The organism is Microbacterium dextranolyticum (assembly GCF_016907295.1).
GTDB lineage: Bacteria > Actinomycetota > Actinomycetes > Actinomycetales > Microbacteriaceae > Microbacterium > Microbacterium dextranolyticum.
Genome location: NZ_JAFBBR010000001.1, coordinates 1,862,089 through 1,886,975 on the forward strand (window position 1 = coordinate 1,862,089; position 24,887 = coordinate 1,886,975).

Consider the following 24,887-nt stretch of genomic DNA (forward strand, 5'->3'; position numbering starts at 1 on the left):
GCTCAGCCTCAGACGCGCGGAACGACGCGGAACCGACGCAGCTCGAGAGCGGGATTCACGCTCCGTACACGATCGATCACCCCGACATCCACGAAGCCGACCGCGACGTCGGTGGCGACGCCCACTCCCGCGATCTCGACCCCCTGAGGGTCGATGACCATGGACGAGCCGACCCCGAGCGGCGGTGGATGGTCGGCCCCCGCGACGTAGAGCGTGTTCTCGATCGCCCGTGCGTGCAGCAGCGTGCGCCAGTGGTGCTCCTTGAGCGGACCGCGCACCCACTCCGCCGCCGTGAGGATGACGTGGGCGCCGGCGTCGGCGAGCACGCGAGGCACCTCGGGAAAGCGCAGGTCGTAGCAGGTCATGAGAGCGAAACGCACTCCGTCGACGTCGAACGTTTCGGGCGCGCCGATGGCACCCGGCTCGACCCAGTCGGACTCGCGCTGGCCGAACGCATCGTAGAGATGCAGCTTTCGCGAGGTCGCCTGCACGCCCGAGGCATCCACCGCGACGATCGTGTTGCGCACGCGCGCGCCGGCACCTCGTTCCAACAGGCCGGCGACGACGGTCACACCGTGCTGCTCGGCGATGCTCGAGAGCGCCGCCGCGAACGGTCCGTCGAGATCCTGCGCGTGCGCCCGAAGGGACTCGTCCATCGGATCGACGAAGTAGCTGGCGTACTCGGGAAACAGCACGACCCGCGCGCCACGCGACGCGGCGCGCGTCGTGAGGTCGCGAACGATCTCGAGGTTCGTCGCCTCGTCTGCCGTGGGCGCGAACTGCGCGACGGCGACTCCCACTCCGGACGAGAGCGTCATCTCGCCGCTCCGCGTCGGCGCAGGATCAGCGGGATCACGATCCACAGCACGGCGACGACGGTCGCGGCGGAGGCTCCCACGATCCATGCGGCCCTCGCGTCGAGCACGATGTCGACGACGAACGCGAGGACGCCCACGAGAAGCAGCGCCACGGTCACGAGGGAGGACACGAGCGCACCGTGCCCGAATGCGACCACGATCTGCTTCTCGCGTCGCGCGAACAGCGCCCGGTGCAGCGCGACCGGGGCGAGCGCGACGACCGCGCTGAGGGTCGCGAGGACCACGAGGACGAGGTAGAACGCACGTTGCCGAGCGTCGAGATCCATGAACGCCGGCTGGAACGCCAGAGCGAGCAGGAAGCCGGCCAGGATCTGCGTTCCCGTCTGCATCACCCGGAGTTCCTGCAGCACCTCGTTCCAGTTCCGATCGGCACGCTCGTTCGCCGTCTCGTCGCGGCCGTCGGCGTCGGTCACAGGCCGTGCCGCACGGACACCGATCGACGCGGAAGACATGCCGATATCCTCCCCTGGCCGGACGGAAAGCTGCAACGTGCACACATCTCGACAAATCCGTGCTAGGCTAACTTCTTGTGCCGCGGGGTGGAGCAGCTCGGTAGCTCGCTGGGCTCATAACCCAGAGGTCGCAGGTTCAAATCCTGTCCCCGCAACAAGAGAAAGCCCCTCTGATCGGAAGAAGTTCTGATCAGAGGGGCTTTCGTCATGCCCGCGGCGCACATCGCGATGCCCCTCACTCGACGACAGCGTGCTCCATCTCGCCCAGAAAGCGGACGACGGCTCGCAGATCGTCGTCGTCGAACGACTCCATCGCCGCGCGCATCCGCCCCATGCGCTGAGAGAAGTGTCGACCGACCTCCTGCCGCGCGGAGTCGGTGATCGCCACGATGCGCGCGCGACCATCCCGCGGATGCGGCAGTCGCTCGATATGACCCCTGGCCGCGAGGCGATCCAGCAGTTTCGTCGTCGACGCGGTCGAGATCGCCAGGTGGTCCGCGATCTCATGCGGCGACACCCACTCGCCGCGCTGCTCGCGGATCACGATCATGCGGAGCGCCGCGAGATCGCTGGCGTTCATGTCCATATCACCCCGGATGCCGCCGTGCATCCGGTCCAGTGCGTCGCCGAACGCGCGCATCGCCATCAGCGTCGCGCGCACGAGTTCGTCCCTCGATACCGCACTTTCGGAATCATCGCCCACGGTGGACACCTCGTTTCTGCACAGGTAGTATCGCTGACATTCGCTAGTTTAACTAGCAAAAAGGAGAAGTCGTGCCCCCTACGGATACCGCCGCCGATCTGGTCGTCCTCGTCGACGACGAAGGGAACCCCATCGGTAGCGCGCCCAAGGCGGAGGTGCACGGGAGCGATACACCCCTCCACCTGGCGTTCTCCTGCCACGTGTACGACGCCCACGGCCGAACGCTCCTCACCCGCCGCGCCCTCGACAAGAGGACCTGGCCCGGAGTATGGACGAACTCGTTCTGCGGTCATCCGCGCCCCGGAGAGGCTGTCGTCGACGCGGTCCACCGGCACGCCGCGCACGAGCTGGGCCTGATCCTGCGCGACGTGCGCATCGTGCTGCCCTCGTTCCGCTACCGCGCTGTCGATGCGAGCGGCGTCGTCGAGAACGAGGTGTGTCCCGTGTACACCGCGGTGGTCGACGACGAGCCGACGCCGAACCGACGCGAGGTCGTCGAAGCGGTCTGGGAATCCCCCGCTGCCCTCGCCGCCTCCGTACGCGCGACGCCGTGGGCGTTCAGCCCGTGGCTCGTGCTGCAGATGGCACAGCTCGACGGCCTCTCCCCCAACCCGGCGGCATCCGTCCGATGATCGCCCTCAGCGACGAGGACCGGGCGGCGATCGATGCCGCCGTCTCCGCTGCACTCGAACGCCTGCGCGAACGGGCGGCCCCGCTGGGCGCCGGAGCCGTGGCGCTCGCGGATGCGGCTGCCGCGGCGGGCGCGGATGGCAAACGCCTCCGCCCACGGCTCGTCGTCGCTGCGTTCCGCGCGCTGGTCGGCGACGACACCTCCACGTCAGAGCCGGCCCTCTGGCAGGTCGCCGCAGCCTTCGAGGTGCTGCACACCGCGTTCGTGGTGCACGACGACCTCATCGATCGCGACCTCGAGCGACGTGGCATCCCCAACGTCGGAGGGCGTTTCCGCACGCGTGCGCTGCAGTTCGGGGCGACGTCGTCCGACGCGGCACTTCTCGGCGATGCCGCCGCGGTGCTTGCCGGTGATCTCCTGCTCGCCGAGGCCAGCCGCCTCATCGCCACCGCCGACCTGTCCATCGCCGTCCGGACCGAGCTGTTCGCCATCCTGGACGACGCGATCCTCGTCTCTGTGGCCGGCGAGCTGGCGGACGTCGAGAACACCCTGCGCTCCGACGTTCCCGACACCGACGATCTCCTGGATGTGGCGCGCGCGAAGACGGCCGCCTACACGTTCGAGGCGCCGTTGCTCGCGGGTGCGGCGCTCGCGGGCGCCTCTCTCGCCGCGCGCGCCGAGCTGGCGCCGGCCGCGGCGGATCTCGGTCTCGCCTTCCAACTCGTCGACGACCTCATCGGGACCTTCGGCACACGCCGACAGGCCGGACGCGAGCCGGGCGCCGATCTGCGCGAGGCGAAGCGCACTCCGCTGATCGGCCTGGCGCGTCGCCGCGACGCGTGGCCGCAGGTGGAATCGGCTCTCGCCGTGGCGCATACGGGCCCGATCGCCATCCGTCGCGCGCAGCGCGAGCTCGAGGCCAGCGGTGCCCGTGACGATGTGGAGGCACTCGTGCACGCAGCCCTGCACCGGGCGCGCGCACGCGCCGCGTCACCGGACCTCCCCACCCCCGCCGTCGCCCTGCTCTCGCGCATCGCGGCCGTCATCGAGGAGCGCATTCCGTGACCGTCCCCACACTGTACGACCGGTGCGCCGAGGATGCCGCGGCCGCCGTCATCGCCACCTACTCGACGTCTTTCGCCCTCGCCTGTCGACTGCTGGGGCCGCGCGTGCGTGCCCACGTGCGGAACGTGTACGCGTTGGTGCGTGTCGCGGATGAGATCGTCGACGGGGCGGCGGCCTCTGCCGGCGTTCCCGCATCGACGCAGCGCCTGCTGCTCGACGATCTCGAGGCGGAGACCCTGATCGCCCTGACGCGGGGATTCAGTGCGAACCTCATCGTGCACGCGTTCGCCCGCGCCGCCCGCGAATGCGGCATCGGCGGCGACCTCGTCCGACCCTTCTTCGCGTCGATGCGCACCGATCTCAGCCGCGCCGAGCACGACGCCGCCTCACACGACGAGTACGTCTACGGATCGGCCGAGGTCGTGGGGCTGATGTGTCTGCACGTGTTCGTGAACGCGGGGCGCACGACCCCCCTGGCGGTTCCCGACGAGCTCGTCGAGGGCGCGCGCCGCCTGGGCGCGGCCTTTCAGGATGTGAACTTCCTGCGCGATCGGGCCGATGACCGGGGCCGGCTCGGGCGGGACTATCTCGGCATCGACGACGACGACGCGCGCACCCGCGAGGCGGTTCTCGCGCGGATCGACGACGACTTGGATGCCGCGGCCCGCACCATCCCGCTCCTTCCGGTCGACTGTCGCCGCGCCGTCACGACGGCGCACGGTCTGTTCGCCGAACTGGCCCGGCGCCTGCGCGATCCCGACGCCGTCGATATCCGGGTGTCGGTGCCCTCGCCCGTGAAGGTCGCGATCGCCGCGCAGGCGATCGCCGGACGGCCTCCCCGCAGGAGCCGGGCATGACCGGGTCGGCGAGTGTGATCGGCGGCGGGATCGCCGGTCTGGCGACGGCGGCTCTCCTCGCGCGCGACGGATGGCAGGTGACGCTCTTCGAAGCCCGCGATGAGCTCGGGGGACGCGCGGGATCGTGGGAGCGAGACGGCTTCCGCTTCGACACCGGCCCGAGTTGGTATCTCATGCCCGACGTGTTCGAGCACTTCTTCCGGCTCATGGGAACGACCGCTGCCGACGAGCTCGATCTCGTTCCTCTGACGCCGGCTTATCGTGTCTATCCCGAGCCGGAGGGCACCGGTCCGTCCACGCCGCTGGACATCGTGTCCGGCCGACGTGAGGCTCACGACCTCTTCGAGGCACGGGAGCCGGGCGCGGGAGCGAGGCTCGACGCGTACCTGGACTCGGCTGCCGACGCCTACGACCTCGCGGTGTCGAAATTCCTGTACGACACCTACGCGTCCACGGAGGGCCTACGCGACCCTGCCGTGGTGCGGCGCGTGCCGGAGCTCGTCCCCCTGCTGACGCGGTCGCTGGAACGCCACGTCGCTCGCTCGTTCGACGACCCCCTGCTGCGCCAGGTCCTCGGGTATCCCGCGGTGTTCCTGGGGGCATCCCCCTCCACAGCGCCAGCGCTCTACCACCTGATGAGCCGACTCGATCTCGACGACGGGGTGCTGTACCCCCAGGGCGGGTTCACCGAGCTGATCGCCGCGGCGGCCCGTGTCGCCGCCGGTGCCGGTGCGACCCTGCGCACCTCGTCACCGGTCGAACGGATCCTCGTCGAGGGAGGTCGCGCTCGCGGCGTGCGCCTGACCGACGGCTCGGAGCATCGGAGCGACATCGTCGTCTCCACGGCGGATCTGCATCACACCGAGACGCGGCTTCTCGAGAAGCCGCACCGCAGCTACTCGCCGCGGTGGTGGGACAAGCGCAATCCAGGACCGGGTGCACTGCTCCTCCTTCTCGGCGTGGAGGGCGAACTCCCCCAGCTCGCGCACCACACGCTGTTGTTCGCACAGGACTGGATCAGCAACTTCGACGACATCTTCGGGGAGACGCCTCGCATCCCCGATCCCGCGTCGATCTACATCTGCCGCCCCTCTGCGACCGATCCCACCGTCGCTCCCGCCGGCGACGAGAACCTCTTCGTCCTCGTCCCGATGCCGGCCGATCCGTCGCTCGGCCACGGCGGTGTCGACGGTGCCGGCGACGAGACGATCGAGCGAGCGGCCGACCGGGTGATCGCCCAGATTTCGGCATGGACCGGCATCCCCGACCTCGGCGATCGCATACGCGTGCGTCGGACGATCTCGCCCGCCGACTTCGCATCCGACCTGGGCGCGTTCCGCGGCGGTGCGCTGGGGATGGCGCACACGTTGCGGCAGAGCGCGATGTTCCGGCCCAAGAACGTCTCGCGTCGCGTCGACGGACTGCTGTACGCGGGCACGTCGGTACTCCCGGGCATCGGGTTGCCGATGTGCCTGATCTCGGCCGAACTCGTCGTCAAGCGGCTCCGCGGCGACCGAACCGCTGCGCGTCTGCCCGAGCCCTCCCCCACGGCGACCTGACGATGCCGGGTCTCTACCTCGCGGCGCTGCTCGTCTCGGTCGCCGGCATCTTGACCCTCGATGCGCGGTTCCGTCTCGCGTTCTGGGCCCAGCCCGTGCCGACGGCAATCGCCGTCGCACTGGGGACTCTGTTCTTCGTCGCGTGGGATGCCGTCGGGATCGCCTCGGGCGTGTTCGTCCGCGGCGGCAGCCCTCTCTTCATCGGGGTGGAGCTCTTCCCGCACATGCCGGTCGAAGAGCCCGTCTTCCTCGCGTTCCTGTGCCACCTCGCGCTCGTGGCCCAGGCCGCGTGGTCGCGATGGCGCTTACGCCACCGCGTCGAACGCCGCGTGCAACGGGGAGGCACCGCATGACGTACGCACTGCTCACCATCCCCTTCCTGATCGTCACGGCCGTCATCACCGCGGCGACGCTCTCTCGCCCCGATGCGGGCCGGCGACTGCGCGCCTCGGCGGTCGCGGCGGTCGCACTCGTGTGTCTCACCGCCGTCTTCGACAACGTGATGATCGCGGTGGGGCTGTTCACCTACCCGGATCACCTGATCAGCGGCATCCGCATCGGCCTGGCGCCCATCGAGGACTTCTCCTATCCCATCGCCGCCGCGTTCCTGCTGCCGTCGCTGCGGTGCCTGCTCTCGCCGCGCATCCCCCGGGAGGACGGCGCATGAGCGTGTCGTCGACGCGCGGCCCCGCTCTCGTGCGCCAACTGCTGCTGTCGTCGCGCCCCGTGAGCTGGATCAACACCGCCTACCCGTTTGCGGCGGCCTACCTCCTCAGCGCACGACAGATCGATGCGGCACTCATCGTCGGCACGCTCTTCTTCCTCGTCCCCTACAACCTCGCGATGTACGGGATCAACGACGTGTTCGACTACGAGTCCGACCTCCGCAATCCGCGCAAGGGCGGTGCCCACGGGGCGGTGCTCGACCAGGGGCTGCACCGCATCACCCTGTGGGCGGCGGCGCTGACCTGCCTGCCGTTCGTCGTCGCGCTGGTCGTTCTCGGCTCGCCGCTCTCGTGGCTGGTGCTCGCGGCGAGCCTGTTCTTCGTCGTGTTCTACTCGGCACCTCCGCTGCGGCTCAAAGAGCGTCCGGTGGCCGACTCGATCACCAGCAGCATCCACTTCTTCTCGCCTGCCGTGTACGGACTCGTCCTCGCGGGATCGGCGTGGACGTGGCCGCTGGTCGCGATCATCGTCGCGTTCTTCCTCTGGGGCGTCGCCTCGCACGCCTTCGGTGCAGTGCAGGATGTCGCCGCCGACAGGGATGCCGGCATCGCGTCCATCGCGACCGCCTTCGGGCCGGCGGCCACCGTGCGCGTCGCCCTCGTCGCCTACGCCCTGGCCGGGCTCGCGGTGCTGGGCTCCGCATGGCCCGGCCCGCTCGCGGCTCTGCTGGTCGTGCCCTACCTCGCGACCGTGTGGCCGTTCCGACGCGTGTCGGATGCCACCGCCTCCACAGCCACGCGGGGGTGGGACCGGTTCCTCTGGCTCAATCAGTTCACGGGCTTCGCCGTCACGCTGCTGCTGATCTGGTGGTGGCTGCTCACGTCGTGAGCCGTCACGGCTCGCGATCGCACCGCCGCACGGGCGGGCCCTCCGATCAGGAGGCACCCGCCCGTGTCGGCGAGGATCATCGCCCGGCGGCGCTCATCGTCAGCAGCTTCTGCACCGCCGCCGTGAGACGGGCGTCCGCTTCGGCGAATGCCGACAGGTCTCCGCCCTTCAGGGCGGTGTCGCGGTCGGTCATGGCCTGCTGCGCATCCTTCAACGCCGCCTGGAAGGCGACGTCGCCGCTCTCCGTGCTCCCGCCCGTACCGGGCTGGCCCGACGCGCTCGGGCTCGGCGTCGGCGCGACGTTGTTGTCGCCGGCACTCGCGCCGGCATCGCCGCCGAAGAGCGTGTCGAGGGCATCCTGCAGCGTGTCCTCGAAGGCGATCTTGTCACCGAACGCGACGAGCACCTTCTGCAGCGTCGGCAGCTTCGTGCCGCTCGAGGCCTGCACGAACACCGGCTGCACGTAGAGCAGACCACCACCGACGGGAAGCGTCAGCAGGTTTCCGTTGAGGACCTCGGACTGGCCCTGCTTCAGGATGTTGATGAACGCCGACACGCTCGGCGCGGAGTTGAAGGAGTTCTGCACCTGACCCGGCCCGGGCACACTCACGTCGGCGCTGATCTCGAGCATCCGCAGCTTGCCGTAGTCCGGCGCCTTCTGCCCGGCCGACGCGCCCGCATCCGAGTCGACGGCGAGGTACCCCATCAGAACGTTCCGCGCACCGTCCCCGGTGGATGCGGGGATGAACGACGTGAACATCGAGAACGTCGGAGCGGGCTGTCCCGGCATCTTCATCGTCAGGTAGTACGGCGGCTGGAGCACGTCGTTGTTCGCCACCGGGTCGTTCGGCGTCTTCCACGCGTTGTCGCGGGCGTAGAACGATGCCGCGTCGTCGACGTGGTACGTGCCGAGCATCGCCCGCTGCACCTTGAACAGGTCCGTCGGGTAGCGCACGTGGCTCATGAGGTCGGCGCTCATCTCGGAGACCGGCTTCAACGTCGACGGGTAGACCTTCTGCCATGCCTGCAGCAGCGGGTCGGTCTCGTCCCATGCGTACAGGGTGACCTTGCCGTCGTACGCGTCGACGGTCGCCTTGACCGAGTTCCGCATGTAGTTGACGTCGTCGAGCGCGACGCGCGGCGCCGTGTTCGTCGTGTCGCTGATCGCGTTGCGCAGGCTCACGATCTGCGAGTACGGATAGTTGGCGCTCAGCGTGTAGCCGTCCACCACCCAAACGATCCGGCCGTCGACCACGGACGGATACGGGTCGTTGTCGACCTCGAGGTAGGGCGCGACCTTCTCGACGCGCTGCTTCGGGTTGCGGTCGTACAGGATCTGAGAGTCCGCGTTGATCGCGTCGGAGAACAGGATGTCGGTCGACTGGAACTTCAGCGAGTAGATCAGCCGGTTGATGAGGTTGCCGATCTTCGGCCCCCCGTCGCCGGCGAAGGTCGTCTTGGTCTGCGCCGCTCCATCGGTGCCGCGCGGGTAGTCCAGCTCGATGTCGGCACCGCCCTGCGGGCCTCCGACGATGGAGTAAGGCGGCGAGGACTCACCGAAGTAGACGCGCGGCTCGTATTTTGTCGAGTCGGTGAGCTGTCCGGCGGTGGGGATGCCGCGCTCGAGGAAGACCGGGTTGCCGTCCGCGGTGCGCTCGTTGCCCTTGGCGACGACGAGTCCGTAGCCGTGCGTGTAGACGAGCGTCGAGTTGTACCAGGAATTCGCGTCGCCGAGCTGGGCGAGGTTCAGGTCGCGCACCGACACGACGGTGTCTTGGGACGTGCCGTTGATCTGGTACCGGTCGACGTCCAGCGGATCGGTGAACTGGTAGTACGAGCGGTACTGCTCGAGCTGCCGGACCGTGGGCGAGATGATCGCGGGATCCATGATGCGGATCGACGCGGTCGTCGCGGCATCCGACCGCAGCTGCCCCGGCTCGGCGTCGGTGGCGGCCTTGAAGTCGCTCTTCTCGAGGCCGCCGATCCCGAACGCGGTCTTCGTGGCGTCTATGTTCCGCTGGTAATAGGGGCTCTCCAGCGTCTCCTGGTTGGGTCGCACCTGGATGTTCGTCAGCACCCACGGGTAGGCGATCCCGACGACGAGCGACGACACGATGAGAAGCCCCGTACCGATCAGCGGGAACCGCCAGCGGCCGATCACGGCGGTCACGAAGAAGAGGATGGCCACGATGATGGCGGCGATAGCGACGATCGTGAGGCCGGGGATCACGGCGCGGTCATCGACGTAGCTCGCGCCCGTGATGCGATCGCCCTGCTGGGTCAGCGTCTTGTAGCGGTCGAGCCAGATGCTCGCCGCCTGCACGAGCAGATAGAGACCGGCCACGACGGCCAGCTGGATGCGTGCGGCCTTCGAGATGCGCATCTCGCGCTGCCCGATACGCACCGAGCCGTAGAGGTAGGACACCAGGACGGTCACGAACAGGCACACCAGCAGCACCGCGGAGAGGAACCCCAGCAGCGCGGAGAGGAAGGGCACCGAGAACAGATAGAAGCCGATGTCCATCTGGAACTGCGGGTCGGTCGTGCCGGTGTCGACACGGTTCGCCCACAGCCACACGGTCTCCCACTGGGCCGCGGCGGCGAACCCGCCGAAGACGCCGAAGAAGATCGGGATCCCCCACATGCCGAGACGGCGCAGCGGCTCGACGACCTCCTGGTAGTGATCGAGCTGCGAGCTCAGACGGGCGTACACCGGGCGCAGCCGGTACGCCAGCTGGATCGCTGCGAACACCGGCGCCGCCATCAGCGCGAAGCCGGTGACGAACATGACGACGCGCGCCGTCCATTGCGTCACGAGCACCTGGTCGAAACCGAGCTGGGCGTACCACAGCCAATCCGCGTACAGGCTCGCGAAGACGAAGAACGACACCACGATCACCGCGATGATCGCAAGGGTGATGCCGATCGCGCGGCGGAACGGACTGGGCGTGGCCTGGTTCGGCGCTGAGGTCGTGGTCACTCCTCCATCCTAGGCGGGCGGTTCTGGGAGCGGCCCGGACACCCGGTGTCGCCGCCGCAGGTAGCGGCGAATTCCCAGCGCAGTGTCATCCACCCGAGACGAGGGCGCGCCGGTGCGGCGGGCGAGCTCTCAGGAGCACGTGGGAAGCGCGTCGAGGTCGCCCCCGCCCCGGATCGCGGAGAGGACGGCGAGCGAATCGTCCAGCGTCCGCACCGAGAACACGCGCAGGCCCGACGGAACATGTCCGACGACCTCGTTGCAGTTCGCGGCGGGCGCGAGGAACCACCGCGCACCGGCGCCGACCGCACCGAACATCTTCTGCCGGATGCCGCCGATGGGCCCCACCGTGCCCGACGCGTCGATCGTCCCGGTCCCCGCGACCTGTTCGCCGCCGTTGAGGGCGCCGTCGCTGAGCGTGTCCATGATCCCGAGGGCGAACATCATGCCGGCGCTCGGGCCGCCGACGTTGTTGAGCTGGATCGTGACGTCGATCGGGAAGTCGTAGTCGTGCAGCGTCGACACGCCGATGAGCCACACGGTGCGACCGTCGACCGTCGACGATGTCGGCGTGACCGTCTCGGTGAGCGTCTGACCCGAGCGCTCGATCGTGAGTTCGACCGGTGCGCCGGCTGCCGCGTTGATGATGCTGCGCAGCTGATCGGTGTCAGTGAGGGCGGTGCCGTCGGCGGCGCGGATGATGTCGTCCTTCTGCAGGACGCCCTGCGCCGGGGAACCGTCGGTCAATCCGTAGACCCGCACCATCGGCTTGACGTCGTACCCGAGCTTCGTCAGCGCCGCCGCCGTCGCCTCTTTCTGGGAGTCGACCATCATGACCGCGCTCTCCTGATTGCGCTGCTCGGTGGTCTGCCCGGCAGGGAAGACGTCGTCGAGGGGCACGACGGCCTTGGCGGGATCGAACCACGCCAGTGCGAGCTCGAGCCACGACGGGGTGCGCTCACGCGAGCCCACAACCTGGACGGTCAGCAGGTCCAGCGAACCGGACGTCGGATAGGTCGGAGCCCCGGATACCGAGATCAACGGCGTCTGCGCCCCGTCCGATCCGGTCGTCGAACCGAGCGTGTTGAACACCGGACCCGGCTGCTGGACGACGAAGGACGTCGGCAGGACCGTCAGCGCGAGCAGGGAGAACAGGGCGACCGTGAGCGCCCAGATGCCGATCGTCACCGAGCGGGAACGTCGAGGCCGGGGCGCGGGCATGATCGTCGTGCCCTCGTCGAACAGTGCCACGGGAGCCCTTTCCGGCCGGTCGTTCGCGATCGGCGTACAGACGGCCCCCTCACCGCGAGCGCGGGACGCGCCGCGGCGGAGACCGTGCGACTAGCGTAGATCGAGACGATTTCCGCCTGCTGAAAGGCGCCTGACATGGCTGACGACGACAACGCGGACCGCTTCGGCGGCGAGGACTTCCCAGAGCTGCTGCGCCGACTGCTCGGCGGGGCGGACGGAGCGGAGTTCGACCCCGCCCAGCTGGAGGGTCTCGCCCGCATGGGCGTCGACCCGGCGATGCTGCAGCAGATCATGGGGCAGATGCAGCAGGCCTTCGGCCAGGCCGGGAACGCCGCGGACGGCATCGACTGGAGCGCGGCCAAGACGCAGGCCCTGCACCTGTCGAACAAGGACGGTGCGAGCATCTCCAGCGGCGACCGCACCGAGTTCGAGCAGGCGTTCGCTCTGGCGACCCTGTGGCTGAGCGAGGCCACCACCATCTCGGACCTCGCCACCCCGCCGATGGCCATGACCCGCGGCCAGTGGGTCGAGCAGACGCTTCCGGTGTGGCAGGAGCTCGCCGAACCGGTCGCCGATTCGATCGCGGGCGCGCTCACCTCGGTCATCGACGAACAGACCCCCGACGACATGAAACAGCTCGTCGCCGGCGCCGGCGCGTTCATGCGCCGCGTGGGCGGGTCGCTGTTCGCCGCGCAATTGGGCGGCGTCGTCGGCCGACTGTCGCTCGAGGTCGTCTCGGGCGGCGACGTCGGCATTCCGGTCATGCCGGACGGCGTGGCCGCCATCCTCCCCCAGAACTTCGCCGACTTCGGGCGCGACCTCGATGTCACGGATGACCAGCTGGCCCTGTACCTCGCCACTCGCGAGCTGGCCCACGCCCGCCTCTTCCGCCATGCCCGCTGGCTCCGGCTGCACGTGATCTCCCAGGTGACCGAGTTCGCCCGCGGCATCCACGTCGACCGCGACGCGCTCGAGGACCTCGCATCGCGGTTCGATCCGTCATCGCCCGAGGAACTGCGCTCCGCCCTCGAATCCGGCGCCCTGCTGCCGCAGCGCACGCCGGCCCAGGATGCGGCGCTCGCGCGCCTGGAGAACCTGCTCGCCACGATCGAGGGCTGGGTGGACGTCGTCACGGCCGATGCCACCGCCCGCCTTCCCGAAGCCGCGAAGATCGCCGAAGCGGTGCGCCGGCGCCGGGCGGTCGGCGGGCCGGCTGAGCAGGCGATGGCATCCCTCGTGGGCCTGGAACTGCGGCCCCGGCGCCTGCGCGAGGCGGCGGCGATGTGGCGCGCGGTAACGGATGCCGTGGGTGCCGCCGAACGCGACGGGCTGTGGGACTACCCCGACCTCATGCCCGAGGCCTCGGACATCGACGATCCGCAGGCGCTCATCGCACGGCTGCGGGCGCGCGCCGCGGGCGAGGCTCCGCCGCGTGACGCGTTCGACGAGGCGCTCGACGAGTTGCTCGCTCAGGCCGCGTCGGAGGACGGCGGCGACACGTCCGGCCGAGGAACGGGCGACGACTCCGGCGATTCGACAGGACCGGAGGGCCCCCGACCGGTCTGAGACGGGGCCGGTCCGCGGCGGATCCGAGGCGGGGCTGTGGACAGACGGCGCGCAGCGACAGGCATCACGCGACAATCGGCGGCATGCTCCGATTGTCGCCCTCACGCCCCGTCCTCTGGCGCACGGAGACGAGCCTGCAGCTCGGGATCGACGACGCGGTACTCATCGACGATGTCGCTCCGTGGCAGGAGCGACTCTTCGACGCGCTGCGACGCGGCATCCCGGACGCGATGCTCGTACCGTTGGCACTCACCCTCGGCGCCCGCGCGAGCGATGCCGATCGCTTCGTCGAGCAGATCGCCGCAGCCCTGGTCTCCGCGCCGGCCGGAGCGCTCGCCGTACGAGCCGAGCTCCCCGCCGGCATCTCCTTCTCCGAGGCCGACGCCCTCGCCCGCGGGTGGCGGGCCGCCGGGCTCGAGCCGGCGGTGACGCGCTGGGCGGACGACGAACCCGACCCCGGCATCCCCGTGATCGTCGTCGCCGACGGGGCGATCGACCCGCGACGCGCGGCACGTCTCATGGCGGGTGACACGGTGCACCTGCCGATCGTGCTCGAAGGCGACCACGCGCAAGTGGGTCCGATCGTCGTCCCGGGTCTCACGCCGTGCCTGTCGTGTCTGCACGCCCACCGCGCCGCGGCGGATCCGTCGTGGCCGGTCCTCGCCGCGCAGCTGATCGCCCGGGACCGCACCGAGAGCGACCTCGGACTCGTGCTCGAAGCCGCCGTTCTGAGCGGGCGGCTCCTGCGCGCCGGAACGGGAGCGACGCCCGCAATCGATGCCGCGCCGGCCGTTTCGGTCCGTCTCAGCGGCGTCGACGCGCGGAGGACCTGGCGGACGCATCGCCCGCACGCAGCGTGCCTGTGCCGATCTCCTGGAGGAATCGCGACGGCTGACGCGGACGCGACGCGCCGCTCCCCGATCCGCTCTGCTCCGCCCACGACACCGACAGCGTTCGCCCGGCCCGCGTGATCCCGACGTAGGCCAGGCGACGCTCTTCATCGATCGCGTCGAACCCGGTGGCGTAGGAGATCGGCAGAAGACCCTCGGACAAGCCGACGAGGTGGACATGTTCCCACTCGAGACCTTTGGCCGCGTGCAGCGTCGCGAGGGTGACCGTCCGCAGGGACGGCTCGTGCTGGTCCCGCCCTCGAGCCATCAGGTCGTCGGTGAACGCGCGCAGAGTCGTTCCTTCGGGCGCGTCCTCCGCCAGCCGCAAGACGGCGGCACGCGCCTCCCAGGCATCGCGCAGCGCGCCTCCGGCCGGGGGCGGGTCATCGGTCAGGCCGAATCCGCGCAGGATGTCACGGACCGTGGCGAGGAAGCTCGTCTCGATCGGTGCCACGGAGGCGGCCCGCAACGCCATGACGGCTTGGCGCACCTCCGGCAGGTCGAAGAACTTCTTGCCGCCCAGCACGCTCGCGGCGATCCCGCGCTGTGCGAGGGCGGACAGCAGCAACGCGGACTGCGCGTTCGCACGGTACAGGATGGCGATGTCGTCGGGAGAGACCCCACCGTCGATCTGTGCGGTGATCGCCGCCGCGACCCCCTCGGCCTCGGCGACGTCGTCGGCGAACGCCGTGACGGTCGGAGGGGTGCCCGGCGGGCGTCGAGACGACAGCTCGAGGGCACCGGGACGCCCCCGCATCAGAGCGTTGGCGACGGCGAGAACCCCCGGGTCGGACCGGTAGTTGCGCTCGAGCCGCACGACCTGCGCGTCGGGATGACGATCGGCGAAACGCAGCAGGTAGTCGGGATCGGCCCCCGCGAACGAGTAGATGGTCTGGCTGGCATCGCCCACGACGCAGATGTCGTGCCGCTCGCCCAGCCAGAGCTCCAGCAGACGGTGCTGCACCGGCGAAACGTCCTGGAACTCGTCCACCGTCAGATGCCGATACTGCTCGTGCACGGCCGCCGCGACACGCGGCTCGGCCTCCAGCATTCCGGCGCAGGCGAGCAGGACGTCCTCGAAGTCGAGCTGGCGCCGCTCGTCCTTCACCTTCTCGTAGGCGCGCATGAGATCCGCCAGCGCGGTGACGTCCAGCCCGGGCAGGCCCGTGGGGTGCCGCACGGCATCCTGTTCGATCGTCCGCATCGCGACCTTGCGCCACTCGATCCGACTCGCCACGTCGCGCAGCGTCGCCGCATCCAGACGCAGACGCAGAGCGTCGGCGGCCTGACCCAGGATCCGCACCTTCTTGTCGACGATCGAGGGGGCGGTGTCGTTGGCCAGTTGCGGCCAGAAGAAGTTCAGCTGCGCCAGTGCCGTCGCGTGGAAGGTCCGGGCGGCGACGCCCTGGACACCCAGGGCGCGCAGTCGTCCCCGCATCTCGCCCGCGGCCTTGGAGGTGAACGTCACCGCCATCACCCGGTTCGGCGAGTAGGCGCCGGTGTCGACCCCGTGCGCGATCCGATGCGTGATGACGCGCGTCTTGCCGGTTCCGGCGCCCGCGAGCACGCACAGAGGCCCGCGGAGCACGGATGCCGCCGCGCGCTGCTGCTCGTCGAGGCCGGCCAAAGCGTCCGTGCTCACCGAGCCCCCTCGACCCAGTCGACGATCAGGCGGTAGGCGATGGATGCGGTGCCCGGCAGGGCGAAATCGGCGCCGGCCGGGTCGGCGAGGGCCGTGGACAGCTCGTGGCGGGTGAACCAGCGGACGGCGACGATCTCGTCCCCGTCGGGCCGCGGGACGGCCTCGCCGACGACCGTCGCGAGGAAGCCCAGCATGATCGAGCGCGGGTAGGGCCACGCTTGAGACCCCCGATATCGCGGATCGGTGATGACCACACCCGCCTCTTCGAAGATCTCGCGCTCGATCGTCGATTCCAGCGACTCCCCCGCCTCGACGAAACCCGCGAAGGTCGAGTACACGTTCCGCGAGACCCACTGGGCGTTCTGCCCGAGCAGCAATCGCTCGCCGTCCTCCGACTGCACGGCGACGATGACGGCGGGGTCGGTGCGCGGGAAGTGGTCGCGTCCGCACGCCGGGCAGTGGCGCGACCACCCCGCGGCACGCAGCTCGGTCGACGCGCCGCAGGCGGGGCAGAACGCGGCGTCGACGAGCCATCTCGCCAGGGCGACCGCCTCGACGAACACGCCCGCCTCCACAGGATCGAGCTCTCCGCCCACCACGCGCAGAGCCGCCCACCGCCCACCCTCCGGGGTCGAGCGGACGGCCTCTTCCGGAGCGGACTCGGCGGCCGCCACGGCCGCCAACAGGACCGCGGCACCGGCGTCGTCGCGTCCGAGCAACGCCCAACGCGCGTCGACGCAGACGGATGCCGGGGGCACCGTCGCCAGCGCGGTGCCATCCTCCGTCACCAGGGTCCGGTCGCCGACGACCGTGACGACGCGCGTGTCCTCGCGCTGTCGGAGAGCCTCGACGAGGCCCGGGCGATCGCGTTCGTCGGCGCGACGGTCGATTCCCGCGCGTGCCAGAGCGGGCGGCTGGACAGCGCGCGAATCGTGCATGCAGGACCTTCCTTGCCGGGCGTGGCGCGCCGCCTCCGAACCGGGGACACACCTACCCTGGGGGCATGGCACGCTCACCCCTCACTCTAGCCGCGTCGGTCACGTCGGCTCTTCCCGACGTCGTGGTGACCGCCGTGGGGTCTCTCAGCGAGGGTGCGTCCGGCCGCTACGACAGCGCGATCGCAGAACTCGAGGACGGACGCCGCGTCGTCGTCCGCGTTCCCGTCGACGACGAGGCCGATGCGGACCTGCGCTCGGAATCCCGGGCCCTGCGGTCTCTCACCGCCGGCATCCGCGGTGTCCTGCCCTTCGGCGCACCCGACGTGCTCGGCGAGACCCGTGTCGACGGGCGACACACCCTCGTCCAGACGCTGCTGCCCGGGTACCGCGTCGATGCCGGCCACGTCCCGGCAGGTCGCGGCGTGGCGACCGCACTCGCCACCGCCACCGCCCAGGTGCACGATCTGCCCGTGTCCGTCGTGCGCGACGCCGGCCTTCCGGTTCTCACCGCGGCCCAGGTGCGCGATGAGGCCGAGCGGCTGCTCGACCGCGCCGAGACGACGGGGCTGCTCCCCTTCGGCCTTCTCCGCCGGTGGAGCAGCGCGATCGGATCCGATGCGCTGTGGAGGTTCGAAACGACCGTCGTGCTCGGGGGCGTCGACCCCGCATCGTTCGTGTTCGAGGACGACCGCGACGGCGTTCCGCAGGTGACAGGACTGCTGCACTGGGGCGGGCTCGGCGTCGGCGACCCCGCGATCGATCTGCGGTGGACGGCGTCCGCTCCCAACGCTCGCGATGACGTACTCGACACGTATGCGCTCGCCTCTCATCGTGCCCCCGACCCGCAGCTCGCCGATCGCGCACGCCTGCACGCCGAGCTGGAGTTCGCCCGGTGGCTCGTCCACGGCCACGCGATCGGGTCGCAGAGCATCGTGGACGATGCGCTGGCGTTGCTGGAATCCCTCGATGCGGCCGTCCGGGACGAACCGCCCGTCGCGCCCGGTCTGACAACAGCCGACGACGCGATCGCCGCCAGCGCGCGCGTCGCGGTCGCCGCCGGCCCCATCGACACGTCGATGCACACCGACACGTTCGATCCCGACACCCTCGCGCAGTTCATCGCCGACGAGGATGCCCGGGACGGTGTCGACGACGACCCGGATCAGACGGTGCCGATCGAGCTGTCCGAGTGGTCGGGGCTTCGCGACGACGAATCCGACGACCCGCGGGACGCGACCGGTCCGATCGGTGGCTCGCTCGCCTCGGATCAGCCGCGCAACGAGCCCGCCGACGGCACGTCTGCGGCGGAACCTCCGCGCGACGAGGACATCGACGCCGCAGCCCGCAACGCCCTCCGGCGATGGACGGGGACCGTCTGAGACGGCACGCGCTCGGTCAGTCCCGGATCACCAGGTCGTCGGCCACGTAGTACAGCGCGACGTCGATCCGCTCCTCGGGAACGCCCGAACGCTCGTGGTACGCGCGGCGGTACAGGCGCAGCTGCAGCAGGCGCTCCTCCCGCTCGGCGGCGGTGCGCGGCGGCCGCCCGGTCTTCCAGTCCACGATCTCGATACGCTCACCGGTGCGGTACACCGCATCGAGCTTGCAGATGGCGATGTGCGGACGCCCGTCCGGCAGAAGGTCGTCGAGTACGACGTCGATCTCGACCTCGACCTCGACGGGCCGGCGATCCGCCCATTCCGACCGCAGGAAGCGCGCCTTGAGGTCATCCAGCGCCGCGGCATCCGAGGCGGGTTCCACTGCGTCCTCGCTGTCCCAGAGCGTGTCGTCGGGAGAGGGACCCGCCCCGGTGAGGCCGGAACGCTCCTCCACCCAGGTGTGGAACGCGGTGCCGAGGCGGGTCTGTCGGTACGGACGCTCGGGGAGAGGCATCTCGTACGCGGCGACGGCACCGGCGTAGTCGGCGACGAAGTCCTTGTACCTCGACGCCGGCATCCGCGTCGGCGCCCGCCCGGTGCGATGCGATTCCCGCTCGGCGCGCTCGGCCAGCAGCAGGACGACATCGCGCGCGGGCTCCGCGGTCGGCGCGTCCTGTGCGACGCGTACGCGCGCAGCGGCCGCCTCCACCGCCTCGCGGCGCGCACCCAACGGATCGATCGGCCACGACAGCAGACGCGACTGGTCGAGGTACGGATCGTCGCCGGGCTCGGCGAACGCGGTCTCGAGACCGCACGCGTCGGCGATCTCCTGCAGGAAAGGACTCGGTGACCGCGGCGTCTTCGTGCCGCACCAGGCCGAGCCGGTCACCAGAAGACGGTCGCGCGCCCGCGTCACCGCGACGTACGCGAGCCGGCGCTCCTCGTCGAGCTGACGCATCTTCAGGGCGGTCTTGAACTCGTCCAGAGCGGTGCGCAGATCCTGCTGCGTGGGTGCCTGCTCGGCGCTCCAGGCGAGGGCGGGCAGCCAGTCCCGATCTCCGCGGAAGGCGTAGGGCAGCACACCGAAGCGCAGCCACCCCAACCCGTCGCGCGGCTTCGCGGGCAGCTCATCCACCACCGCTCGGACCACCGCGACCGCGTCCCATTCAAGCCCCTTGGACCCGTGGATCGTGAGCAGCTGCACCACATCGTCTTCGGGGGGTTCGGTGCGGGGGGCGAACTCGTCCGCGCGTTCGGCTCTGTCCAGCCAGGCCAGCAGCGCCGGCAACGAGCCGCTGTCGTCGGTGGCGAGGAAGCCCTGCAGCTCGTCCACGAACGCGCGCAGCTGCTCGCCGGCCACCCGCGCCGGCCCCCGCGCCTCGTTGGCCGCCAGCTCGATGTCCAGACGGAGCTCGACCTCGATGAGGCGCACGAGGTCGGGCACCGGCAGGCCGGCAGCGCGACGCAGTCCGGAGAAGACCGCGGCGGCCTCGCGCAGCCGCATCCGCCCCTCCTCGGAGATCGCCGACAGCCAGCCGTGGTCGTCGCGCTGGCGCCCGACGAAGTCGAGCGTTTCCAGGAGAGACACCCCCTCGTCGCCCGCACGGCGCAGACGCTGCAGCGCGTCGGCGTCGAGGGCCTGAAGCGCCACGTCGTGCCGCCCCAGACGCCGGGCGAGTGCGGCGAGTGCACGCAGGTCCGGGAGCCCGATGGACCACCGGGGACCGCTCAACAACCGGATCAGCGACGACCCGGCCCTCGGATCGCTGATGACGCGGAGCGCGGCCACCACATCGACCACCTCGGGTGTGGACAGAAGCCCGCCCAGCCCCAGGATGCGGTGCGGGATGCCGCGGCGACCGAGCGCGTCGGCGAATCGCACCATGTGCTTCTTCGCGCGGAACAGCACCGCGCCGGTCGTCGTCGCGCCGACCGCGGCGCGCTCTGCCCGGAGGTGCGCGAACCAGTCCGCGACACGGTCTGCCTCGGCATCCACGTCGACGTCATAGGCGACCTCGACCTCACCGAGCGGCGCACCCGGCCGTTCGGTGAGCTCTCCGACGCGAACGGGAGAGCGACCCGCGAGGGGGTGGAGCACGGCATTGGCGGCCTCGAGCACACGCGTGCTGTTGCGCCAGCTCGTCAGCAACGAGAAGTCACGTACGGGCGCGGTGCGCGAGAACGCCGCGGCGAAGCCACCGAGATTCCCGGCGCTGGCCCCGCGCCACCCGTAGATGGACTGATGGGGGTCGCCGACGGCCATCACGGCGGTGTCGGCGAACACGTCGGCGAGAAGATCGCTCTGGACGACGGACGTGTCCTGGTACTCGTCCAGGAGCACGACGCGGTAGCGCGCGCGGAGCTCCTCCGCCACGGAAGGATGCGCGCGAACGATCCTCAGGGCGCCGGCCACCTGATCGGAGAAGTCGATGAGGCCACGACGCTTCTTCTGAGCGTCGTACTCCCGGGCGAGACGGGCGAGCGGGGTCAACCATGCGACGGGCGCCACCGCGTCGCGCACGGGGGCGAGCGGACCGCTCCCGCGTTGCGAGGGCCGCTCGAGCACGCTCTGCAGCTCGCCCGCGAAAGCGGCGACCGCATCCAGGTCCGCGAGGTTGTCGACCGCGTCCCGCGCGAGCTGCAGTGCCGCGTCGATGATCGTCGAGGGCCGCCGGTCGATTCCCTCCAGTGCGGGATCGTCCGAGGCATGGACGACGCTGCGCATCAGCAACCACGCCGTCGATTCGCTGAGCACGACCGCTTCCGGGTCGCGACCGATCCGCACCGCGTTCTCGCGCACGAGCTGGTCGGCGAAGCTGTTGTAGGTCGACACCGTGGGGCGGTGCAGCAGCGCGTCGGCATCGGTGGGGGCGCCTCCGATCACCTCCCCCGTCATCTCTCGATGCGCGGTGAGCGCGTCGAGGGCGTGGCGCCGGGCGATGTCCGCGGCACGGGCATCCGTCGCCTCACGCTCGATCCGCACGAAGACATCGAGCTCGCCTCGTCGGTGCAGCGCATCCAGATGCGGCACCAGACCGCGGCGTTCGAACTCCCCCAGTCGCGCCAACCGTCGTCCGATCCGCTCGGCGAGCTCGCCCGCCGCTTTGCGGGTGAACGTCAGCCCCAGAACCTCGTCGCGACGCACCATGCCGTTGGCGACGAGCCAGACGACGCGCCCCGCCATCGTCTCCGTCTTCCCACTGCCGGCCCCGGCGACCACGAGCGCGGGAGTGAGCGGCGCGGAGATGACCTCGGCCTGCGGATCGGTCGGAGGAAACTGTCCGAGCGCAGCAGCCAACGCCGTCGGAGACACGACGGCCGCCGCAGGCGCGGCGTCGACGAGCGCGGGAAGCGCCGTGCTGCTCATGAGCTGCTCACCGGTCCGATCGTGTGGATGCGGCACAGCCCGTGGGTGTGGTCGTCGCGGCAATGGGCCTCGAAGGGAGCCAGGAACTGCGCACCGCCCATGACGCGCACCGACTCCTCGATGCGCGCGAGGAAGGCGTCGCGCGTCTCGTCGTCGAACGGAGGCTGCGTGGGCGTCGCGTACGGCGCGGTGCGCGTCGGCTTCAGGACGAGAAGCTTGGCGCCGCCCGATGGTCGTCCCTCGGTCCCGGGAACCGCACCGCGCTCGAAAGCCAGCTGGTAGGCGCTCAGCTGCGGGTTGCCGAGGGCGGCTCCGGGCCCGGTGGCCTGGGTGCGCCCCGTCTTGAGATCGACGATGACGACGGCCCCGGTCGCGGTCTGCTCGACGCGGTCGATCGTGCCGCTGATGACCGCGGGAAGGGCTGCGCCGGGCACGGACACGTCGATCTCGAAATGCGGTTCGGCGTCGAGGAGGGTGGTGCCCCCCGCCGCGGCGTCGGCCAGGTACGCGCTGAGTCTCGAGACCAGATCGCGGGCGCGTACCCGCTCGGTGCGCTCGATCCAGGCCGCCTCGAACTCGAGCTCGCTCCATCTCGCCTCCACTGCTGCCCACAGCGCCGCCTCGTCGCTGCCCGAGGCATGCTCCAGCGCCGCGTGGATGAGCGTCCCGAGCCCGGCCCCCACACCACCCGCGTCACCACCGAGGTCGCCGATCACCCAGTTCAGTTGGCACTCCGCGATCGCCTCGAGCTTGGACGGCGAGACCCGCGCCGCCTCATGGTCGAGGTCGTACAAGGGTCCCGCGCTCGTGGGGCCGCGCACGCCGTACCACTCGTCGGGCGCGGCGCCGGCCACACCGGCAGCGGCGAGAAGCGCGAGTTGGCGTGCGGCGTCGTCGCGCGCCGCGGACGGCGACCGCGCGACGGTGAGCACGCGACGGTACCGAGCGACGAGGCCGCGCAGCGACAGCGGATGCTCGGCGCTCCGCGGCGCCGGCTCGGCCGGCGGCAGGAACTCGAACAGCACACTGGGGCCGGTGTCGTCGTCGTCGACAGCGGTGACGATGAGGCGCTCGGAAGCCCGCGTGACCGATCGCACGAACAGACGAAGCTCGTCGTGCAGCACCGCGCGCCGAAGGTCGAGCGGACCGTGCGCCTCGGCCGTGCCGGCGATGCTCAGTCGCCACGTGTCGAACAGACCCCCTCGGGTCCGCAGGTTCGGCCAGAGGCCGTCCTGCACCCCCGCGATCACGACCGTGTCGAACTCGGTGCCGAGAGCGGCGGCCGGCGTCAGAACCTGGACCACGTCGATCGGTGCAGGAGAGACCAGCCGGTCCTCCGCGACGTCCGATTCGAGAATGCCGCGCAGGAACGCGACCGGTGCGGTGCCGTCGGCGCGCTCGCCATGACGCTTCGCCGCCTGGAACAGCGAGACGATCGCGTCCAAATCGCGACGTGCCTGCTCGGCGAGCGGTCCCCGTGCCGCCGCGGCCTCGCGCCACGTGCGCTCCCAGCCCGAACGCTCCCAGGCCGTCCACAACAGTTCGTGCGCCGTCGCGTCCGCGTCCAGTTGGGCGCGCAGCTGGGCGATCGTCTGCGCGATCCGGGCGGCGCGGCGGCCCTCTCGCGTGTCGACGAGCTCGAACTCCAGCGGGTGCTCGAAGCCGGATGCCAGGAGATCGCGCACCGCCGGGACGGCATCGCCGCCACCGCCGGCGCGGACGGCGTCCTGGCGCAGCGCGGTCCGCAGCCGTCGGACGTCCACGACGTCGAAGCCGCCGGCGCGCAGCGCCTCGACGGTCTCGTCCGATTCCCAGGATCGGCGGGCCGCGAGTTCGACCAGACGCAGCAGGTCGCGTACCGCGCGATTCTCGCCGAGCGTGCGCCCTTGTCCACTGGCGGTCGGGACCTCACGCGCGGCGAGTTCGGCCTCGAAAGCCGCGACCTGCCTGCTGTCGTGCGCGATCACGGCGCACCGTTCCCACGCGACCCCGTCGTGGATGTGGCGTTCGCGCAGCAGACGGGCAACGGTGTCGTACTCCTCCCCCGACGATCGGAGCGCGAAAGCGCGGATACTGTCGTCCGGATCCGAGACGGTCCCTTCCTCATCCGGCTGAGGTACATTCGGTCGCCGTCGGTGCGACACGACACCCGCGGCACCGATGCGCGACGTCACCTCGGCCGCGAGATCGCGCACGGCAGTGCCGCCGCGGTGGCATCCGCCCAGCACCATCAGCGGAACACCCGATGCGAGCCGCGCGAAGTTCTCCGGACGCGCCCCCCGGAAAGCTCCCGAACCGACGTCCGGGTCGCCGAACACGAGCACGGCGATGCCCGCCGCGCGGCAGGCCTCCAGCATCTCGACACCGCTCAGGGTGAGCTCCTGCGCGTCGTCGACGAGCAGCACGCGCACGCGGGCGGTCACCCCGCGCGCAGGCGAGTCGGCGGGCAGCGCCCGCAACAGCGCGGCAGCCTCGCGCACGAGCCCCGCCGCATCGCGGTGCGCATCCCGCATCCGCGCACGCACGGCGTGATAGTCGTCGGCGAAGGATGCCAGCGCCCGCCAGAGCTCGGAGGTCGAGGCCGGAAGCGACCCGTCGCCGGCCAGCTCGACGAGGCGGGGCGGATCGATGCCCAGAGCGGTGCATTCCGCCAGGAACGCCCGCAGTTCGGCCCGGAAGCCCCGTGTAGCTCGCACCTCGGCACCCACACCAGGCGGCCAGCGGACCAGCCCCATGGTCTCGTCCTCGGCGTCACCGTCGAGCAGGTCCTGGACGATGCGGTCTTCGTCGGGCCCGGTGAGCAGCTGCGGGACGGGACGGCCCTCGTGCACCGCATGGGCACGCACGAGCTGGTACGCGAACGCGGCGATCGAACGTGCCAGCGGGCCGGGCGTCGCGACGCGCACTTCGAGGGCGAGCCGATCGCGCAGCACCGTCGCCGACTGGCGGGTCGGTGTGAGCACGAGCAGTTCGTCCGGGCCGACCCCGTTCGCGAGCAGGTGCCGGACGCGCTCCACGATCACGGTGGTCTTCCCCGACCCCGGAGCGCCGGCCACCGTCGCGGACGCATCGGCGGCGAGCTCGGCGACGGCGCGTTGGGCGGGGTCGAGCATCATGGCATCCACGCTATCCCGCACGACCGACACCCTTCGCGCCGCCCCGGCCGGCCGCGTTCGCG

At 70.7% G+C, this 24,887-nt stretch carries 18 protein-coding genes and 1 tRNA gene; 10 read left to right on the forward strand and 9 right to left on the reverse strand.

Annotation, left to right across the window (positions count from 1 at the left end):
* Window positions 1–8 precede the first annotated feature (8 nt).
* Window positions 9–818, reverse strand: coding sequence for a carbon-nitrogen hydrolase family protein (locus JOE64_RS08640; protein ID WP_204963881.1), 810 nt, complete (start codon window positions 816–818; stop codon window positions 9–11).
* On the reverse strand, window positions 815–1,330 hold the full coding sequence (locus tag JOE64_RS08645) for a DUF6328 family protein (protein ID WP_204963882.1): 516 nt from the start codon (window positions 1,328–1,330) through the stop codon (window positions 815–817). The genes JOE64_RS08640 and JOE64_RS08645 overlap by 4 nt, the downstream gene beginning before the upstream one ends.
* Window positions 1,331–1,411: 81 nt before the next feature.
* Here JOE64_RS08645 and JOE64_RS08650 point away from each other — a divergent pair.
* Window positions 1,412–1,485, forward strand: a tRNA-Met gene (locus JOE64_RS08650).
* 80 nt (window positions 1,486–1,565) lie between these two features.
* Here JOE64_RS08650 and JOE64_RS08655 read toward each other — a convergent pair.
* Window positions 1,566–2,033 (reverse strand): MarR family winged helix-turn-helix transcriptional regulator, encoded by a 468-nt coding sequence (locus JOE64_RS08655; RefSeq protein WP_271202531.1) that lies wholly within the window; start codon window positions 2,031–2,033, stop codon window positions 1,566–1,568.
* Window positions 2,034–2,104: 71 nt separating this feature from the next.
* Here JOE64_RS08655 and idi point away from each other — a divergent pair, with 71 nt between their 5' ends.
* Genes idi through JOE64_RS08690 form a run of 7 tightly spaced genes read left to right on the forward strand, consistent with a single transcriptional unit; the run spans window position 2,105 to window position 7,699 of the window.
* Window positions 2,105–2,665 carry an isopentenyl-diphosphate Delta-isomerase gene (gene idi / locus JOE64_RS08660; RefSeq protein WP_204963883.1) on the forward strand — a complete coding sequence of 187 codons (561 nt, stop codon included), beginning with the start codon at window positions 2,105–2,107 and terminating at the stop codon, window positions 2,663–2,665.
* The gene (locus tag JOE64_RS08665; protein ID WP_204963884.1) at window positions 2,662–3,729 is read left to right on the forward strand and encodes a polyprenyl synthetase family protein; all 1,068 of its coding nucleotides are present in this window, start codon (window positions 2,662–2,664) and stop codon (window positions 3,727–3,729) included. Before idi ends, JOE64_RS08665 begins: the two co-directional genes overlap by 4 nt.
* The gene (locus JOE64_RS08670) at window positions 3,726–4,586 is read left to right on the forward strand and encodes a phytoene/squalene synthase family protein (protein ID WP_204963885.1); all 861 of its coding nucleotides are present in this window, start codon (window positions 3,726–3,728) and stop codon (window positions 4,584–4,586) included. Before JOE64_RS08665 ends, JOE64_RS08670 begins: the two co-directional genes overlap by 4 nt.
* The gene (gene crtI / locus JOE64_RS08675) at window positions 4,583–6,145 is read left to right on the forward strand and encodes a phytoene desaturase family protein (protein ID WP_204963886.1); all 1,563 of its coding nucleotides are present in this window, start codon (window positions 4,583–4,585) and stop codon (window positions 6,143–6,145) included. The genes JOE64_RS08670 and crtI overlap by 4 nt, the downstream gene beginning before the upstream one ends.
* Window positions 6,146–6,147: 2 nt before the next feature.
* A complete protein-coding gene (locus JOE64_RS08680) occupies window positions 6,148–6,498 on the forward strand; it encodes a lycopene cyclase domain-containing protein (RefSeq protein WP_204963887.1) in 351 nt (116 codons plus the stop codon).
* Window positions 6,495–6,812 carry a lycopene cyclase domain-containing protein gene (locus JOE64_RS08685; RefSeq protein WP_204963888.1) on the forward strand — a complete coding sequence of 106 codons (318 nt, stop codon included), beginning with the start codon at window positions 6,495–6,497 and terminating at the stop codon, window positions 6,810–6,812. Before JOE64_RS08680 ends, JOE64_RS08685 begins: the two co-directional genes overlap by 4 nt.
* The gene (locus tag JOE64_RS08690) at window positions 6,809–7,699 is read left to right on the forward strand and encodes a prenyltransferase (RefSeq protein WP_204963889.1); all 891 of its coding nucleotides are present in this window, start codon (window positions 6,809–6,811) and stop codon (window positions 7,697–7,699) included. The genes JOE64_RS08685 and JOE64_RS08690 overlap by 4 nt, the downstream gene beginning before the upstream one ends.
* Window positions 7,700–7,775: 76 nt before the next feature.
* On the opposite strand, the gene JOE64_RS08695 is transcribed toward JOE64_RS08690, so the two are convergent.
* Both JOE64_RS08695 and JOE64_RS08700 read right to left on the reverse strand, forming a co-directional pair.
* The gene (locus tag JOE64_RS08695; protein ID WP_204963890.1) at window positions 7,776–10,679 is read right to left on the reverse strand and encodes a UPF0182 family membrane protein; all 2,904 of its coding nucleotides are present in this window, start codon (window positions 10,677–10,679) and stop codon (window positions 7,776–7,778) included.
* 129 nt (window positions 10,680–10,808) lie between these two features.
* Window positions 10,809–11,927 (reverse strand): YlbL family protein, encoded by a 1,119-nt coding sequence (locus JOE64_RS08700; RefSeq protein WP_271202530.1) that lies wholly within the window; start codon window positions 11,925–11,927, stop codon window positions 10,809–10,811.
* 135 nt (window positions 11,928–12,062) lie between these two features.
* Here JOE64_RS08700 and JOE64_RS08705 point away from each other — a divergent pair, with 135 nt between their 5' ends.
* The gene (locus JOE64_RS08705; RefSeq protein ID WP_204963891.1) at window positions 12,063–13,493 is read left to right on the forward strand and encodes a zinc-dependent metalloprotease; all 1,431 of its coding nucleotides are present in this window, start codon (window positions 12,063–12,065) and stop codon (window positions 13,491–13,493) included.
* Window positions 13,494–14,297: 804 nt separating this feature from the next.
* Here the strand turns inward: JOE64_RS08705 and JOE64_RS08710 are convergent.
* Both JOE64_RS08710 and nudC read right to left on the reverse strand, forming a co-directional pair.
* On the reverse strand, window positions 14,298–16,025 hold the full coding sequence (locus tag JOE64_RS08710) for an ATP-dependent helicase (protein WP_204963892.1): 1,728 nt from the start codon (window positions 16,023–16,025) through the stop codon (window positions 14,298–14,300).
* Window positions 16,022–16,963 carry an NAD(+) diphosphatase gene (nudC, locus tag JOE64_RS08715; RefSeq protein ID WP_204963893.1) on the reverse strand — a complete coding sequence of 314 codons (942 nt, stop codon included), beginning with the start codon at window positions 16,961–16,963 and terminating at the stop codon, window positions 16,022–16,024. Before nudC ends, JOE64_RS08710 begins: the two co-directional genes overlap by 4 nt.
* A gap of 65 nt (window positions 16,964–17,028) precedes the next feature.
* On the opposite strand from nudC, the gene JOE64_RS08720 reads away from it, so the two are divergent.
* Window positions 17,029–18,342 (forward strand): phosphotransferase, encoded by a 1,314-nt coding sequence (locus JOE64_RS08720; RefSeq protein ID WP_204963894.1) that lies wholly within the window; start codon window positions 17,029–17,031, stop codon window positions 18,340–18,342.
* A gap of 16 nt (window positions 18,343–18,358) precedes the next feature.
* Here JOE64_RS08720 and JOE64_RS08725 read toward each other — a convergent pair whose 3' ends face one another.
* Window positions 18,359–21,709: an ATP-dependent helicase gene (locus JOE64_RS08725; RefSeq protein WP_204963895.1), complete on the reverse strand. Its 3,351-nt coding sequence runs from the start codon at window positions 21,707–21,709 to the stop codon at window positions 18,359–18,361.
* The gene (locus JOE64_RS08730) at window positions 21,706–24,825 is read right to left on the reverse strand and encodes an ATP-dependent helicase (RefSeq protein ID WP_204963896.1); all 3,120 of its coding nucleotides are present in this window, start codon (window positions 24,823–24,825) and stop codon (window positions 21,706–21,708) included. Before JOE64_RS08730 ends, JOE64_RS08725 begins: the two co-directional genes overlap by 4 nt.
* Window positions 24,826–24,887 lie beyond the last annotated feature (62 nt).

Bases quoted from the DNA above. Each gene is read 5' to 3' on its own strand.
- JOE64_RS08640 (WP_204963881.1), bottom strand. From the start codon at position 818: ATGACGCTCTCGTCCGGAGTGGGAGTCGCCGTCGCGCAGTTCGCGCCC.
- JOE64_RS08645 (WP_204963882.1), bottom strand. From the start codon at position 1,330: ATGTCTTCCGCGTCGATCGGTGTCCGTGCGGCACGGCCTGTGACCGAC.
- JOE64_RS08665 (WP_204963884.1), top strand. From the start codon at position 2,662: ATGATCGCCCTCAGCGACGAGGACCGGGCGGCGATCGATGCCGCCGTC.
- crtI (WP_204963886.1), top strand. From the start codon at position 4,583: ATGACCGGGTCGGCGAGTGTGATCGGCGGCGGGATCGCCGGTCTGGCG.
- JOE64_RS08680 (WP_204963887.1), top strand. From the start codon at position 6,148: ATGCCGGGTCTCTACCTCGCGGCGCTGCTCGTCTCGGTCGCCGGCATC.
- JOE64_RS08685 (WP_204963888.1), top strand. From the start codon at position 6,495: ATGACGTACGCACTGCTCACCATCCCCTTCCTGATCGTCACGGCCGTC.
- JOE64_RS08690 (WP_204963889.1), top strand. From the start codon at position 6,809: ATGAGCGTGTCGTCGACGCGCGGCCCCGCTCTCGTGCGCCAACTGCTG.
- JOE64_RS08705 (WP_204963891.1), top strand. From the start codon at position 12,063: ATGGCTGACGACGACAACGCGGACCGCTTCGGCGGCGAGGACTTCCCA.
- nudC (WP_204963893.1), bottom strand. From the start codon at position 16,963: ATGCACGATTCGCGCGCTGTCCAGCCGCCCGCTCTGGCACGCGCGGGA.
- JOE64_RS08720 (WP_204963894.1), top strand. From the start codon at position 17,029: ATGGCACGCTCACCCCTCACTCTAGCCGCGTCGGTCACGTCGGCTCTT.
- JOE64_RS08725 (WP_204963895.1), bottom strand. From the start codon at position 21,709: ATGAGCAGCACGGCGCTTCCCGCGCTCGTCGACGCCGCGCCTGCGGCG.
- JOE64_RS08730 (WP_204963896.1), bottom strand. From the start codon at position 24,825: ATGATGCTCGACCCCGCCCAACGCGCCGTCGCCGAGCTCGCCGCCGAT.